We start from the raw sequence: 14906 nt of genomic DNA, 5'->3' as shown, positions 1-14906 counted from the left end.
TTTTTTCGTACCTTTGTCCCTATAAAAACCAATAAACAAATGGAAACGTCTAAAGTTTACTTTACCAATCTCCGTACGACCCCGTCCAGTAACTTGTTGGACAAGATGGAACGTCTCGTAAAACGTGCGGGCATAGCAAACATTGATTTCCAGAATCAGTTTGTAGCGATCAAGATCCACTTCGGCGAACCTGGTAACCTGGCCTTTATCCGGCCAAACTATGCAGCCCGGATGGCCACGTTGCTTCGCAACTTAGGGGCGAAGCCTTTCCTGACAGATTGCAACACCTTGTACTCAGGCCGTCGCGCCAATGCAGTAGACCATTTGGAAAGTGCAATGGAAAACGGTTTCAACCCCATTTCCGCCAAATGCGACGTGATTATCGCCGACGGCCTGAAAGGGACCGAATACCGTGAAATCGAAATCGACGGTGAATATTGTAAAGCTCCCAAAATCGGTTCCGCTATTGCCGATGCAGATATCATTATTTCTATGAACCACTTCAAAGGACACGAGCAGACCGGATTCGGCGGCGCTTTGAAGAACCTCGGCATGGGATGCGCCAGCGTAGGTGGAAAACTTGAACTTCACTCGGCATCACAGCCCAGAATCGACATCGAAAGTTGCAAGGGTTGCAATATATGCGTCAAGCATTGCCGCCACGATGCCATTCATTTGAACGCTTCCCATAAAGCAGAAATCGACTACGGAAAATGTGTCGGTTGTGGCCAGTGCGTAGCTCTTTGCCAATACGACGGAGCCGTCATGGGTGAAGGCGACACGTCTGAACGTTTAAACTACAAGATCGCCGAATATACCAAAGCTGTCTTGTCCGGCAAGCCGAATTTCCACATCAGCTTTATCATGAATGTCTCACCTGAATGTGATTGTTGGAACCACAATGATGCAGCGATTGTGCCAGATCTGGGCATCGCCGCTTCTTTTGATCCGGTCGCATTAGACAAGGCTTGTGCCGATATGGTGATCAAGGCCCCGATCCAGGAGACTGGTAACCGCCTTTCAGACGCTCCGCATCACGAACATCTGGAAGGTTGCGACAAATTCCACCTCATGCACCCCGACACGAACTGGCAAGCAGGACTGGAACATGCTGAAAAGATTGGTCTTGGAACACAGAAATATGAATTAATAACTGTATAGACTAATGGAAGATACTATCTGCGCCGTATCAACTGCCCCCGGAGCCGGGGGGATTGCCGTCATCCGCATCTCCGGACCGGAAGCAATCGCAATCTGCAACACGATATTCGTACCGCGTACAGCAGGAAAAGGCCTGCTGTCACAGAAAGCCTATACACTGCGTTACGGTAGTATCAGGCGTGGTGAAGAGCTCATAGACGAGGTGCTGATCGCCCTTTTCCGCGCACCTCATTCTTTTACCGGCGAAGACACAGTAGAAATTACCTGCCACGGTTCCGTCTACATCCAGCAACAAATCATGCAACTTTTGATTGAAAGAGGTTGCCGCTCCGCCCTCCCCGGCGAATATACGCAACGTGCTTTCATGAACGGCAAGATGGACCTGAGCCAAGCCGAGGCGGTCGCTGACTTGATCGCCTCGACCTCAGCCGGTCAACACCGCTTGGCATTAAACCAGATGCGCGGTGGTTTCAGCCATGAATTAAAGAACTTGCGCGAACAACTTTTGCATATCACTTCTTTGATGGAACTGGAACTGGATTTCAGCGACCACGAGGAGTTGGAGTTCGCCGACCGTAGCGAACTCAGCACATTGGCGGCCCATATCGAAACAGTCATATCGCGTCTGGCCAACTCTTTCAGTGTAGGAAACGCGATCAAGAATGGCATTCCTGTAGCGATCATAGGTGAGACAAATGCCGGAAAATCGACTCTACTGAACGTCCTGCTGAATGAAGACAAAGCGATTGTCAGCGACATCCACGGTACAACCCGTGACGTCATCGAAGACACGATCAACATCGGAGGGATCACTTTCCGTTTCATCGACACCGCCGGCATCCGCGAAACGCACGATGCGATCGAAAGTATCGGTATCGAACGGACTTTCCAGAAGCTTGACCAAGCAGACATTGTCCTTTGGATGATAGATGCAGCCGATGCTTCTTTGCAGATCGCCCAATTATCCGAAAAGATACTACCTCGCTCGGAAGGTAAACAGCTGATCCTCGTTTTCAACAAAGCCGACCTGCTCACCGATCGCCAGTTTAAACCGACCGACCTTCCCGAAAACGTACAATCGATCTTCATCTCGGCTAAGAAAAGAGAGCATATCGACAAGTTGCAGGATCTTCTGATCCAAGCTGCTCATATTCCCTCTTTGTCCTCAAACGACGTCATCGTCACTAATATCCGTCATTACGAAGCCCTAACCCACGCCCTCGAATCCATCCACCGTGTCCAGGAAGGTTTATCCGCCAATCTTTCCGGAGATTTCATCTCCCAAGACTTAAGAGAATGTATCTTCCACCTCTCAGATATCGTCGGAGAAGTCACTACAGACCAGGTATTAGGGAATATATTTGAGAGGTTTTGCGTCGGCAAGTAAGTGGTGATTACCAACGATTAGCATATATCATCAACGATTATCAAGGCGTTCATTTTGAGCGCCTTTCTTTTTAGCCTTATAAGCGATAGTTATCGTTTATAGGGCTTATTCAGCTCATTTTTGTACCGCATTTGTTGCTCGCTTGTTAAAGCCTTGTTTCTCACCAGCAAGGTAGTAGAGATTTGAGACACAGTGAGACGTGGTGAGACGCACTGAAACAAAATTGGAGAAATAAACGGAGAAAAGAATGAGCAGCAACATCGAAATCAAGAAGAAATGCAAATGGTGTGGGCAAATTTTCATAGCTCGCAAAACGACTACGAACTATTGTTCTCATAGGTGCAACAATGCAGCCTATAAAGAACGGATTAGGCAAGAGCGTATAGCGACTTATCAAAAAGAGTTCTCAATAAAGACGGAAAAACCATCTATTGAGGACAAGGAATTCTATACCCCACCTGAAGCAGCAAAACTCTTAAGGATTAGTCGAGCCAGTATTTATCGCTATATGGCAGATAACATCATAAAAGTAGTTCAATTCAAAGGTAAGACATTAGTCAGAAGAAAAGATATAGAGCTTCTGTTTGAAAATGCAGCGGAATACAAAAAGAGAGTACCCATTGAGAAAGCCCCTATCACCGACTTCTACACCACCGCAGAAGTCAAAGAGAAATATCATGTAAACGAGTCATGGATATTTGTGGTAGCCAAGAAGAACAACATCCCCCGAACTTTCAATCGTGGTAAGACCTACTGGAGCAAGAAACATATTGACGCTTACTTTGCCAAGAAAGCCCCGAATCCAGACATTACCGAATGGTACAGCTCCCAAGAAATGCAGGAGAAGTTCGGCATGACCCTATCTGCCATCTATTGTTTCGTTTCCAAGAATGCCATCCCCAAGAAGAAAGAGGGCATCATGGTGTACTATTCCAAGAAGCACGTAGATATAGCCAAGGGAATTGCCATACCAGAAGAACCGCAATATTATACGGTAGCCGAAGCGATGGAGAAGTTCAACCTCACTCGTGACCAACTCTATCACTATGCGAAGTACCATAATATCCCCAAGGTCAAGAAAGGCAAATACACGTTTATCTCCAAGCCCGAATTAGATAAGTTGCTTGCAGCCCCAAAGATTGAATAAGTTATTTCTTGGTGAATATACCCACCATTGAATCACCTTATTCCTTTGCACCAAACAAATGTAAAATTCTAAATATCAAACAGTATGTCACACACATGTACAAAAGTAACAGTTCGTCAGAGAGCGATTCGGAATAATCGCATCTCCTTGTATCTGGATTATTATCCGGCAGTCCGTAACCCCGAAACGATGCAGATGAGCCGCAGGGAATACCTCGGCATCTACATCTATGCCCATCCGAAGAACGAAATGGAACGGGAGTTCAACAACGATATGTTGAACAAGGCAGAGGCTATCCGCTGCATCCGGGTACAATCGCTCATCAATGAAGAGTTTGGCTTCTTGGATAAGACCAAACAGAAAGCCGACTTCCTCGCCTACTTCAAGAAAATGTGCCGGAATAAAGACCAGAAATGGCAGTTTGTCTATCAGCATTTCTACAACTTCGTCAAGGGACAATGTACCTTTGGCGATGTGAATGTGGATTTATGCAAGAAGTTCCGTGAGTACTTGCTGAACGCCAAGCAACTCAAACACAGCAACCGCCACATTTCCCTCAATTCGGCATCCGGCTACTACTCTACATTCAGAGGATTGTTAAAGATTGCCTATCGAGACAAATGGTTTCGAGAAAACATCAATGACTATCTTGATAAAATAGAGCCACAAGATGTGAAGAAAGAGTATCTGACGCTGGACGAAGTGAAGCAACTCGCTGCCACACCTTGCGACATTCCTGTTCTGAAAGCTGCTTCTCTATTCGCTTGTCTGACAGGCTTACGTATCAGTGACATTCTCAATCTGCAATGGGAAGATTTCACTATCGCTCCCGACCAAGGTTATTGCTTGCGCATCAGGACACAGAAAACACAAACGGAAGCGACACTCCCCATCAGTTACGAAGCCTACGAACTATGCGGAACACCCGGAACAGGCAAAGTATTCAAGGATTTGAAACGGAGCATGATTAATTATCCGCTGAAAAGCTGGCTCAAAAAAGCAGGAATAACGAAACCGATAAGCTTCCATTGCTTCAGGCACAGCTACGCCGTCATACAAATATCCTTAGGTACAGATATTTACACGGTATCAAAGATGCTAACGCATAAGAATGTGTCCACAACTCAGATTTATGCCGATTTGGTCAATTCCAAGAAACGAGAAACAGCCAATAAAATATCACTCAAATAGATATAACTATGAAACGAGGAATCATAACAAACAACGAACAAAGCATCCATATTTCCGATGGTGAAATATGGATGACCGCTTGGGAGCTTGCAGACTTGTTTTATACAACTGCTTGGACTATCCATGCAGCAATTAAGAGAATCCTGAAAGCTAATGTTTTGAGGAGCCACGAAGTTTGTAAGTACATCAAATTGGAGAATGGGAACAATGCCGATGTGTATAATCTCGATATGGTTATAGCCCTATCCTATCAGATAGACACCGGGCATTCCGCAGCATTTAGGAAATAGCTAATAAACAAAGTCGCTCGTAAACAAGATTACAACCTCTTGTTATATTTCAACAAGGATACAAACCATACATTGTATTGCTAATAAGCAATATCTCTATACCCTATTGATTATCTGCATTGTTTACATTAAATGATGCAGATAATTTTTGTTTTTAAGATACACAAGCCTATTTACCCAACTATTTTCATCCAAAAACAAGAAATTTGCAATGCGCTTATTATTAAGAGTGTAACGTGGTGAAAAGTGATGAAATATATCGTCAAAAGCCCATTAACAGGCAAAACTATGGATTTTTTCAAAAATTAATCCTATATATTTGCACACAAACGATTAATACATACCACTATGGAGCAGAAAAAGATAGAACATATAACATTGCATCTGATTGTTTTTGGTACAATCGCAATCATTGGTGTTTTAGCCCGCCAGACCGTGCTACACTATGGTTGGGATGAGTTCAGCAGCTACCTCATTTTAGTGGTAAGCTCCATTATCATGGGAGCTATCTATCTCAATCTGCAAATGGTATTCAGACAACTCCTTTCACCTACAATAGAGAAGTGCTTTATGAGATTTGAATGCTATCGCAACAAGGCTGTAGTCGTAGAAGCTCCAGCAGCAAACTCGGAACTTGCCGGAAGTTCTATAAATTCAAAACCTATCATTTCTGAACCTGAACCCGAAATTGAAATCGAAACTACATCTGACATAACAGAAGAAGTTTCTACTCTATCATATTACGAACCCAACGAAGATGTGGCAGAACTTCCAAAGGAGGAAACCACGCCTTCTACCAACAACACATCTATCGAAGAATCCGACCAGCCATCAGAATACGAGACTCTTCGTGCAAACGCTATGGCAGAGAAAGAACGTGCCTCACAAGAAAAACTCAATAAGGTTATCGCATACACAAAACAAACTTTGGTTTCCTATCTTGATGAAACGGCACTTAATCGCTTGTGTGGATATGTGGCAGAATATTACTTGTTAGATACTCTGCCTAAAGTTGAACCAATAAAGGTCGATTCTCAGTTAAAGACCATTGACATCATGCACTTTGGATGGAATATCGGCAAGGCATTCAGTAAGCCACGCTTACAGACCGCCACTTTTATAAAGAGGGTATTTACCCATACCCTCCGTGATTCGGAAATATCTACTATTGAACGTAAAATGTCGCATACAGAATCAGAATGCAAGATTAAATTAGATAGAAAAATTGCATAACGCAATACCATTAGGCATTGTCCATTGCATCCCAGTAGTCCATATCCATTTTCATGACTTTAAGGACTTTCTCTGTTTGCAATCCCAAGCCATAGTCATAAATATATTCTGTTAATTGCTGACCATTTATCAGGATAATAGTTGGTGAACCGTTAAGGCTTTCCACATATTCCATCGCACCTTTAGAATAATCAGAGGTGGTGATGAATACACCTTTCTTGGATGGTGTTCCTGCAACAGCTCCTACAAAGCTCTGAACCTCATGACGCTGAACATTATTATCTAAAGCATATCGCTTTGCCTGTATGGATATATGATTAAATCCTAAAATATCTTCTTTAATGATACCATCTATACCACCATCATTAGATAGTTTCGTTACAACACCTGAGTTTTTGACCTCGCCACCATACCCCATTGCTTGAAGTAATTTCACAACTAACCGTTCAAATTCTTGTGGCTTTTTACTTAATATAGTTGTCAGAATTTGAGATTGCACATTCTGCTTTATCCTATCATAAGAATCAGCTAATTCTTCTTCCGGTGTACGTTCATCATCATTTCCCAAATGGGAAGAAGTGTTGTTAGCATCCTTATTTTTAGAACTTTTCTTCGGAGTTTTCGCATTCACTGTTACTTTGATGAACTCATTTATTTGTTTCTCCGTGCATGAAGAAAGCATAGACAGTCCCTTTTCGCTGATTTTATAATCACCTCTTTGGGGCTTTTCTACAAGACCTGCAATAAAAAGATACGATAAAGCCCACGAAATACGGTCTAAGAATATTTCGCCATTACCAGAAGGATACCAAGCATTCATTTCCTCATCGGTCAATCCAAAATGCTTAGCCAAAGGAATGCGTAAATCTTTAGCTCTCATAACTATCCCGGCACTTAATTCTTTCAATGCCTGTATCCGTATTTCTTCAAATTGCGGTATCATAAACGACAAATTTGTTTTATAGCTTCAATAACCACTGGTATTTCATGACACAAAGGTACTTAAATTACTCGTAATCATCACTTATTACCATCAAAAAGTTATTCATCAGTTATATTTTGGTGAATGATTCCACCATTGAAACACCTGTTTCCTTTGCCGTCGAACAATTAAAAACGATTGGCGTATGCAAAAAGAAACAGTAACATTTGATAAGCTGCCCGAAGCGGTAGGTTATCTGACCGAACAGGTCATCGAGTTGAAAAAGATGGTAGCGGAACTCCAGCCACAGCCATCTGACAAACATGTGTTGGTAGAAATAGAGGATGCTTGCCGTATCATCCGAAAAGCCAAGCCTACCATTTATACATTGGTACGCAAAGGACTGCTTCCTGCCTATAAGAAAGGTAAGAAACTCTATTTCTATGAAGACGAACTTCTTTCTTGGATTGAGAACGGGCGTAGAAAGAGTGCAGAACAGACTTACGAGGAGATGCTGGCAAATATGCAAGGCGGTGTCCGTCATAAGTCCAAATCATCCATGAAGTTTTAATGAGTAGAACTATGGATACATCCTCTATTAATCCGGCATCCATCATTGACGAAGCGGTTGATTTAAGTATGCGATTGGCTGGCACTGATTTTCCTGTCAGCATATTCCCGACAAAAATCCAACGCATCATCAGTGAGGTTCACGAATGCCATAACTACCCGACTGACTACATTGCCTCTGCAATTTTTGCAGCGATTGCAGTTGGCATCGGTAACACGCATCTTGCCCAAATCAAGCAAGGCTGGATAGAAAGCCCTATCCTGTATATGGCATTGATAGGAAGACCGGGAGCAAACAAAAGTCATCCGCTCAGCTTTGCGATGAAACCGTTTCTTGATTACGACTATCAGCAGAATCAAGTCTTTGAAAAGGCTCTTGCCAAGTATGATGAACTGATGAGTATGAGCCGCAAAGAACGAGCGGAAAGCGGTGAAGAACAATTTCCTCAGGAGCCAGTTCGTAAACGCTTCTTAATTTCGGATGTAACGCCTGAAGGTTTGAGCCTTATCCATGCGCAAAACAAACGTGGTTTATGCTTGTGGGCTGACGAGTTATCCGCTTGGTTCAAGAACTTCAACCGTTATAACAACGGTTCGGAAGAACAGTTCTGGCTGTCGGTGTTCAGTGCCAAGACCACTATATCCGACCGCAAAAATGCCAAGAGTTCCATCTTCATCAAGCGACCGTATATCTCAGTTATTGGTACTATTCAAAAGAAGATTCTCAGTGAGTTGGCTAAAGGTGAACGTTCCAGTAACGGATTCATCGACCGCATTCTGTTTGTGATGCCCAATCTGCAACAGAAGGCTCGTTGGAATGACAAGGAACTACCGGAGAACATCGAACAAGAATGGAATGCCATTATTGACAAACTGATACAACAAGAGTATGCCCTCAATGAGTTTGGAGAGATAGAACCGCAGATTCTTCTTTTCACGGAGGATGCCAAGAGACGGCTTTACGAATGGCAGCACCACTTCTCAGAATTGTGCGACCAAGAGACAAATGACACCATTGTGAGTATCTATTGCAAGCTGGAGATATACATCATCCGTTTCTGCCTGATTATCCAATTAGCGCGATGGACCTGCGGAGAGTGTGGTAAAACATATATCGACCTGTTGACGGTAGAACGAGCCATTAAACTGACGGAGTATTTCAAGGAATCCGCATTGAGCGTTCAAAATATACTCAATGAGAACATGCTCAACAGCCAACAACAGGCGATAGTCAATCTACTTCCTCCATCCTTTACAACTGCCCAAGCTATACAGATAGCCGAGCAAAATGGAATGAAGGAGCGCACATTTCAACGCTTTCTCAATGACAACATCGGGACATTGTTCCGCAAAGAGAAGCATGGAGAATATTCAAAGATTAACCCGTGACATTTTTGTCGGTTTTGACACTTTTCCAGCGAAAACGACAATAACGACAAAAGTGACACACCCAAAAAGAAACATACAATGAGTACACATAGATTCATATTAGAACCCTACAAAGGTGTCAGCACTCGACACACTTGCCCGAACTGCCACCACCAAAGATGTTTTTCCAAGTACATTGATACGGAGAAGCAAATCCAGTTCCCTGAGTACGTGGGGCGTTGTGACCATGAGCAGAAATGCGGTTATCACTTCACGCCTCGTGATTACTTTGAGCAGAACCCGTCTGAGAAAGAAAAGTTTGCGGAGAAGGAGAATAGTTTCAGGAACTATGCCCCTATTAAGGAAGCACAACCAATAGCTACTTCCTACATTGATTTGGATATAGTCAACCAATCATTGCGTGGCTATTCTGCAAACAAGTTGTTTCAATTTCTATCGGCTCAGTTCGGAGAGACGGAGACATTGGAACTCATGAAAAGATACAAGGTTGGTACTTCCAAGTATTGGGACGGTGCAACCGTATTCTGGCAAACGGACAATCAGAATAAAATCCGTACAGGTAAGATAATGCTTTACAATTCCGAAACAGGTAAGCGGATAAAAGAACCATACAATCATGTTACGTGGGTGCACTCCGTATTACACAAAGGTGATTACAATTTGAAGCAATGCTTCTTCGGTGAGCATCTGCTTCCTGAAGACAAAAGCCGTCCTGTCGCACTGGTCGAAAGCGAGAAAACGGCACTCATTGCTTCCTACTATCTGCCGCAGTTTCTATGGATAGCATCAGGTGGAAAGAACGGTTGCTTCAATGCCAACAGCCTATCCGTTCTGGTAGGAAGAAGCGTTGTGTTATTCCCCGATTTGGGGGCGACCGACTATTGGCAGAGCAAAATCGGTCTGATGAAAAGCTACGGGATTGAGGTACGAATGTTCGATTATATGGAAACCAATGCCACCGAAAACGAGCGAAAAGAGGGGTACGACATAGCCGATTATCTGCTCAAAGTGAAGCCCGACGAAGCTATCCTGCAACAGATGATAAAGAGAAATCCAGTCTTGAAAACACTGATAGATATATTCGATCTGAAGCTCATCAGCATACAAAAAGACACTCCGCTGCCGAAAGTTTCACAGCCTAAGAAACGAGGATTCAGACTTTGAATACCGGAAGAGGAATCGAGACTTTTTTACTGTAGCAAGTTAATGTCGGTGTATTACATTTCCCGACCACTTGCTCCTCAAAAAGTCTGAGGAGGCAGCTCCCGATGGTCACAAATTATTCACTAAAAGCAATTCCAAATGGAAAAGAAATATACGATAACTCTCCGTCTGTCATACGACCAATTCGCATGGCTCGGTGCGCTTTGCAGACGGAGCAAGCAGACCCAAAGCGCAGTCATCCGTTCGCTCATTGAGAGCGGAACAGTACGTGAACGAATCACGAAAGAGCATATCCACATCATCCGTCAGTTGATAGGTGAAAGCACCAATCTTAACCAATTGGCGAAGCAGGCAAACACCTACGGATTCTTTGCTGTTGCCGAAAGATGCGAGGAGATGGCGCAGCGTATTAACCAACTCATAAAGCAACTGAAAGATGATAGGTAAGCAGACCAAAGGGACATCGTTCAGTGGCTGTGTCCGCTATGTCCTCAAAGAGGAGAAATCCAAATTGCTGGAAGCTGTCGGAGTGAATGGCTCACCCGAACAGATGGCGGAGCAATTTGAATTACAGGCGTTGCTCAACGACAAGGTAAAGAATATTGTCGGACACACCTCGCTCAACTTCTCTCCTGAAGATGGCGAATGCTTGAAGTCTGATGATGCGTTGATGTTGCAAATCGCCCACGACTATATGAAACTGATGGGCATCGAAAATACGCAATACATCATTGCCCGGCATATCGACCGTGAGCATCCGCATTGCCATATCGTTTTCAACCGAGTGGACAATGATGGCAAGACGATTAGCGACAAGAATGATTTTCGCAGGAATGAGAAAGTTTGCAAAATGTTGACCGCCAAATATCGCTTGCACTTTGCCAATGGTAAAGACCATATCAAAGAGGAACGCTTGCGCCCATACGATAAGGCAAAGCACGAGATATACAAGGCATTGAAAGAAGAACTGCCCACAGCTCATAGTTGGGATAATTTGAAAGATGCGCTTGCCGACCGGGAGATTGATATGAAATTCAAAGTCAGCCGGACTACACGGGAAATACAAGGTGTCAAGTTTGAACATAACGGCTTTTCTTTCTCCGGCTCAAAAGTAGGTCGAGAGTTCAGCTACTTGAATATCGACAACCGACTGGAAGAGAATGCTTGTGCATCTTTGTTGGAGTCTGCCAAACAGGAATCCAAACAACAAAAAGAAGAGGTACAGCAAAGCGTTTCCCATTCCGATGATAGCTTTGGCATCAGTCTCGGTTTGCTAAACGGTAGCTCATCCTACGATGCCACTGCCGCAGAAGAAGCAGAGTTCAATCGCCTAATGAAAAAGAAAAAGGCTAAGCGTAAGCGAGGCTTTCATTTATAATTCTCTATTTATTAATTTTTAAAACCCAATTATTTATGGTACAAAAAGATTTAATTCTTGATTTCAATCTCTACTTGTGTGAGAAATTTGGCTACAGAGAAAGCTGTAGCGTGATGTCCCATGCCAACGGCTTTTGTGTGGACATTCGTGAACGTGATTTAGACTGCTATATCCGCTTCTGGGAGTATAGCTGTGGAAGAGGCAACTTTCCCGACTGGTCTATCATCATTGTGCGCAGTAATTTCAAAAAGAACCAAGAAGAAAGCCTGAAAGACTTGGCTCGGTTCTTCAAGGAGTACATGCCACGCTATGGTTACAAATACCTATGTACCGAAGATGATGACCACAAGTACTATCAGACACTTGGTTTAAAGTGTATAATGGACGGTTTTTGTCCCAATTATGCACTAGCACTGAAAGATTTAAATATCTGATACATGGTCTTTAAGTTAAGGAGGGGATTTTTCCTCTCCTTTTCTCTTTCCGATACGCCCCATTATGAGAACGTGCCGTTTGAAGTGCCGGAGGGATGGATGTGGACAACTTTGGGAGTTATCGGTACTTGGCAATCAGGCGGAACACCTAGCCGTTCAAATAAATCATATTATGGTGGGAATATACCTTGGCTTAAAACTGGAGACTTAAACGATGGATATATTACTCATATTCCTGAATTTATTACAGAAGAAGCAGTCGTGAATTCTTCTGCAAAATTAAATCCTGTAGGAAGTGTTTTAATTGCAATGTATGGAGCGACGATTGGCAAACTGGGTATTCTTACATTCCCGGCAACAACAAACCAAGCATGTTGTGCTTGTATTGAATACGATGCTATCGACCCAATGTTTTTGTTTTATTTCCTTTTGTCTCAAAGAACAGCATTCATCGCAAAAGGTGGTGGCGGAGCCCAACCGAACATTTCAAAAGAAATAATAGTAAAGACCTATATCCCTTTACCTCCATTTCTAGAGCAACAGCGTATTGTAGCTGAAATAGAAAGATGGTTCTCGTTAATTGATATTATCGAGAATGGGAAAAATGATTTGCAAAACATTATCAAGCAAACCAAAAACAAAATTCTTGACCTTGCCATTCATGGAAAACTCGTATCGCAAGATCCGAATGATGAACCAGCCATTGAACTCTTGAAACGTATAAATCCCGGCTTTACACCTTGTGATAACGGGCATTATACGCAGTTGCCCGAAGGATGGACTGTTGCACCGATGCAAGTACTATGCTCTTTGGTTGATGGTGATAAGCAAAATGGCATAGAACGAACAAATCTTGATGTCAAATATTTGCGAGGTGAGCGTGATGCCAAGACTTTGACTTCTGGAAAGTATGTTACTGCAAATTCACTTTTGATTTTAGTAGATGGCGAGAACTCTGGTGAGGTATTTAGGACTCCGATTGACGGTTATCAAGGTAGTACTTTCAAACAGTTACTTATCAACGAAAATATGAACGAAGAATATGTACTACAAATTATCAACTTGCATAGGAAAGTCTTGCGAGAAAGCAAGGTTGGTTCTGCCATTCCCCACTTGAATAAGAAATTATTCAAAGCAATAGAAGTTCCTATTCCATCTTACAAGGAACAACAAAGGATTGTAATGGCAATAAATATTGCGTTTAAACAACTGGATTTGATCACGGAGAGTTTATAGGCTCTCCGTGATAGTATCTAATTGGTCAAAAATTCTTTGAACAGTCTCTACAATTCGTATCTGTTCTTTATATGGTGGTAAGGGAAAATCAAAATTACCAATAACAGAAGCACTGATATTAGGCTGTGCTCCTCCATATGCAATTTTTAGTATTTCATCAACTTTCGATTGCATATAAATATTTCGATAATCGGGAAACAATGAGGACTTGTTTAAGATTTTGATATTTCCTACACGTTGATTTAGGTATGCTATTTCATCAAACAAATATACTCCCATTTTTCCTGTTGTTGCTCCAGACATGGCAATCAGCAAATCTCCTTTCGAAATCTTAAATTTATTGTCCGTAATGCCCTCAACATAAACACAGTCAGTTATATCTATAGTATTATGAGTGATATTCGATATACGAACTAATGGTATTCCTTGTGACTTATAATCATTGCTGCTGAAAGCAAAGCCATTCTCAATTCTACACAAATCAGATAACTTGCATATAGCCCATCCTTTCGGTAAGTTCGTATAATGCCCGATACGTACCTTTATATTATTACCATATTCATTCTAATTCAATGTAGTATGGTAACAAAATTCAAAAATCAATTGGCAAAGAGTAATTTGGCCAAAAACACAGTCTCCTCTTATGTGTGGACGGTGCAGTATTTCCTCAATCATTATGGAGAAGTGAACAAGAAAAATCTTTTGGCATACAAGGGGTATTTGGTGGAGAACTTCAAACCGCAGACAGTGAACCTGCGCTTACAAGGAATCAACAAGTTCCTAGAGTTTATAAAACAGGAGAAACTAAAAGTGAAGTTCGTAAAAGTACAGCAAAAGAACTTTTTGGAAAATGTAATCAGCGATGCCGATTACAAATTTCTCAAAGCCCAACTTAAAGCCGATGGTTACGATGAATGGTATTTTATCGTGTGGTTTATGGCTGCTACAGGCGCACGTGTTAGTGAATTGCTCCACATTAAAGCGGAACATATCAAGGTGGGTTATCTCGACCTGTATAGTAAAGGTGGAAAGATTCGACGGCTATACATCCCAAAGAACCTACGAACAGAAGCCGATAAATGGTTGAAGAATCAAGGCCTGACATCTGGCTATATCTTCCTGAACCGTTTCGGGCAGCGCATTACTACTCGTGGAATTGCTTCCCAACTCAAGCATTTTGCCGAAAAATACGGAATGAACAAGGAAGTAGTTTATCCTCATTCATTCCGTCATCGTTTTGCTAAAAACTTCCTCGACCGCTTTAATGACCTTGCTCTACTAGCCGACCTTATGGGGCATGAGAGTATAGAAACCACTCGAATCTATCTTCGTAGAACTGCTAGCGAACAGCAGAAGATTGTGGATAAGGTCGTAAACTGGTAAAGCCGCATTAGCCCTTAGAAG

At 42.6% G+C, this 14906-nt stretch carries 15 protein-coding genes and 1 pseudogene; 14 read left to right on the top strand and 2 right to left on the bottom strand.

Annotated elements, in window-relative coordinates; translation table 11 throughout:
• Nucleotides 1-39 precede the first annotated feature (39 nt).
• The 6 genes and pseudogenes from KTG12_RS05485 (at nt 40) to KTG12_RS05460 (ending at nt 6409) form a co-directional block, all read left to right on the top strand.
• Nucleotides 40-1161 (top strand): DUF362 domain-containing protein, encoded by a 1122-nt coding sequence (locus KTG12_RS05485; protein ID WP_122115546.1) that lies wholly within the window; start codon nt 40-42, stop codon nt 1159-1161.
• Between the two features lie 4 nt (nt 1162-1165).
• Nucleotides 1166-2548, top strand: a complete 1383-nt coding sequence (mnmE, locus tag KTG12_RS05480; RefSeq protein ID WP_155143519.1) for a tRNA uridine-5-carboxymethylaminomethyl(34) synthesis GTPase MnmE — start codon at nt 1166-1168, stop codon at nt 2546-2548.
• 247 nt (nt 2549-2795) lie between these two features.
• Nucleotides 2796-3695 carry a helix-turn-helix domain-containing protein gene (locus KTG12_RS05475; RefSeq protein ID WP_087375704.1) on the top strand — a complete coding sequence of 300 codons (900 nt, stop codon included), beginning with the start codon at nt 2796-2798 and terminating at the stop codon, nt 3693-3695.
• A gap of 84 nt (nt 3696-3779) precedes the next feature.
• Nucleotides 3780-4886: a site-specific integrase gene (locus KTG12_RS05470; RefSeq protein WP_087375705.1), complete on the top strand. Its 1107-nt coding sequence runs from the start codon at nt 3780-3782 to the stop codon at nt 4884-4886.
• An 8-nt stretch (nt 4887-4894) separates the two neighbouring features.
• A pseudogene (locus KTG12_RS05465) lies at nt 4895-5260 on the top strand (lipofamily protein).
• Between the two features lie 264 nt (nt 5261-5524).
• Complete coding sequence (locus tag KTG12_RS05460; RefSeq protein WP_087375706.1) at nt 5525-6409, top strand: mobilization protein; 885 nt, start codon at nt 5525-5527, stop codon at nt 6407-6409.
• 10 nt (nt 6410-6419) lie between these two features.
• Here the strand turns inward: KTG12_RS05460 and KTG12_RS05455 are convergent, their stop codons facing one another.
• Nucleotides 6420-7352, bottom strand: a complete 933-nt coding sequence (locus tag KTG12_RS05455) for a restriction endonuclease (RefSeq protein ID WP_087346563.1) — start codon at nt 7350-7352, stop codon at nt 6420-6422.
• Between the two features lie 184 nt (nt 7353-7536).
• Here KTG12_RS05455 and KTG12_RS05450 point away from each other — a divergent pair, with 184 nt between their 5' ends.
• From KTG12_RS05450 to KTG12_RS05420, 7 genes are all read left to right on the top strand, one after another.
• Nucleotides 7537-7902 carry a helix-turn-helix domain-containing protein gene (locus tag KTG12_RS05450; protein WP_087375707.1) on the top strand — a complete coding sequence of 122 codons (366 nt, stop codon included), beginning with the start codon at nt 7537-7539 and terminating at the stop codon, nt 7900-7902.
• 11 nt (nt 7903-7913) lie between these two features.
• On the top strand, nt 7914-9290 hold the full coding sequence (locus KTG12_RS05445) for a DUF3987 domain-containing protein (protein WP_087375708.1): 1377 nt from the start codon (nt 7914-7916) through the stop codon (nt 9288-9290).
• 78 nt (nt 9291-9368) lie between these two features.
• On the top strand, nt 9369-10454 hold the full coding sequence (locus KTG12_RS05440; RefSeq protein ID WP_087375709.1) for a DUF6371 domain-containing protein: 1086 nt from the start codon (nt 9369-9371) through the stop codon (nt 10452-10454).
• Nucleotides 10455-10592: 138 nt separating this feature from the next.
• Entirely contained in the window at nt 10593-10901 is a 309-nt protein-coding gene (locus KTG12_RS05435) for a MobC family plasmid mobilization relaxosome protein (RefSeq protein WP_087375710.1), read from the top strand.
• Complete coding sequence (locus KTG12_RS05430) at nt 10891-11832, top strand: relaxase/mobilization nuclease domain-containing protein (RefSeq protein ID WP_087375711.1); 942 nt, start codon at nt 10891-10893, stop codon at nt 11830-11832. Before KTG12_RS05435 ends, KTG12_RS05430 begins: the two co-directional genes overlap by 11 nt.
• A gap of 35 nt (nt 11833-11867) precedes the next feature.
• Nucleotides 11868-12266, top strand: coding sequence for a hypothetical protein (locus KTG12_RS05425; RefSeq protein WP_087375712.1), 399 nt, complete (start codon nt 11868-11870; stop codon nt 12264-12266).
• Between the two features lie 3 nt (nt 12267-12269).
• On the top strand, nt 12270-13502 hold the full coding sequence (locus tag KTG12_RS05420; RefSeq protein WP_117719735.1) for a restriction endonuclease subunit S: 1233 nt from the start codon (nt 12270-12272) through the stop codon (nt 13500-13502).
• On the opposite strand, the gene KTG12_RS05415 is transcribed toward KTG12_RS05420, so the two are convergent.
• Nucleotides 13497-14036: a restriction endonuclease subunit S gene (locus KTG12_RS05415; protein ID WP_256134852.1), complete on the bottom strand. Its 540-nt coding sequence runs from the start codon at nt 14034-14036 to the stop codon at nt 13497-13499. The two genes, KTG12_RS05420 and KTG12_RS05415, sit on opposite strands and share 6 nt — an antisense overlap.
• Nucleotides 14037-14081: 45 nt before the next feature.
• On the opposite strand from KTG12_RS05415, the gene KTG12_RS05410 reads away from it, so the two are divergent.
• Entirely contained in the window at nt 14082-14885 is an 804-nt protein-coding gene (locus KTG12_RS05410) for a tyrosine-type recombinase/integrase (RefSeq protein ID WP_087375798.1), read from the top strand.
• The last annotated feature ends 21 nt before the right edge of the window (nt 14886-14906 follow it).

The organism is Parabacteroides sp. MSK.9.14 (genome assembly GCF_019041495.1).
GTDB classification, from domain to species: domain Bacteria; phylum Bacteroidota; class Bacteroidia; order Bacteroidales; family Tannerellaceae; genus Parabacteroides; species Parabacteroides merdae.
Note: the sequence above shows the minus strand (reverse complement) of the source record. Positions and strands in the feature narration are given on the sequence as shown.

Bases quoted from the DNA above. Each gene is read 5' to 3' on its own strand.
- KTG12_RS05420 (WP_117719735.1), top strand. From the start codon at position 12,270: ATGGTCTTTAAGTTAAGGAGGGGATTTTTCCTCTCCTTTTCTCTTTCC.
- mnmE (WP_155143519.1), top strand. From the start codon at position 1,166: ATGGAAGATACTATCTGCGCCGTATCAACTGCCCCCGGAGCCGGGGGG.
- KTG12_RS05455 (WP_087346563.1), bottom strand. From the start codon at position 7,352: ATGATACCGCAATTTGAAGAAATACGGATACAGGCATTGAAAGAATTA.
- KTG12_RS05460 (WP_087375706.1), top strand. From the start codon at position 5,525: ATGGAGCAGAAAAAGATAGAACATATAACATTGCATCTGATTGTTTTT.
- KTG12_RS05435 (WP_087375710.1), top strand. From the start codon at position 10,593: ATGGAAAAGAAATATACGATAACTCTCCGTCTGTCATACGACCAATTC.
- KTG12_RS05445 (WP_087375708.1), top strand. From the start codon at position 7,914: ATGGATACATCCTCTATTAATCCGGCATCCATCATTGACGAAGCGGTT.
- KTG12_RS05430 (WP_087375711.1), top strand. From the start codon at position 10,891: ATGATAGGTAAGCAGACCAAAGGGACATCGTTCAGTGGCTGTGTCCGC.
- KTG12_RS05470 (WP_087375705.1), top strand. From the start codon at position 3,780: ATGTCACACACATGTACAAAAGTAACAGTTCGTCAGAGAGCGATTCGG.
- KTG12_RS05440 (WP_087375709.1), top strand. From the start codon at position 9,369: ATGAGTACACATAGATTCATATTAGAACCCTACAAAGGTGTCAGCACT.
- KTG12_RS05425 (WP_087375712.1), top strand. From the start codon at position 11,868: ATGGTACAAAAAGATTTAATTCTTGATTTCAATCTCTACTTGTGTGAG.
- KTG12_RS05410 (WP_087375798.1), top strand. From the start codon at position 14,082: ATGGTAACAAAATTCAAAAATCAATTGGCAAAGAGTAATTTGGCCAAA.
- KTG12_RS05450 (WP_087375707.1), top strand. From the start codon at position 7,537: ATGCAAAAAGAAACAGTAACATTTGATAAGCTGCCCGAAGCGGTAGGT.
- KTG12_RS05485 (WP_122115546.1), top strand. From the start codon at position 40: ATGGAAACGTCTAAAGTTTACTTTACCAATCTCCGTACGACCCCGTCC.
- KTG12_RS05475 (WP_087375704.1), top strand. From the start codon at position 2,796: ATGAGCAGCAACATCGAAATCAAGAAGAAATGCAAATGGTGTGGGCAA.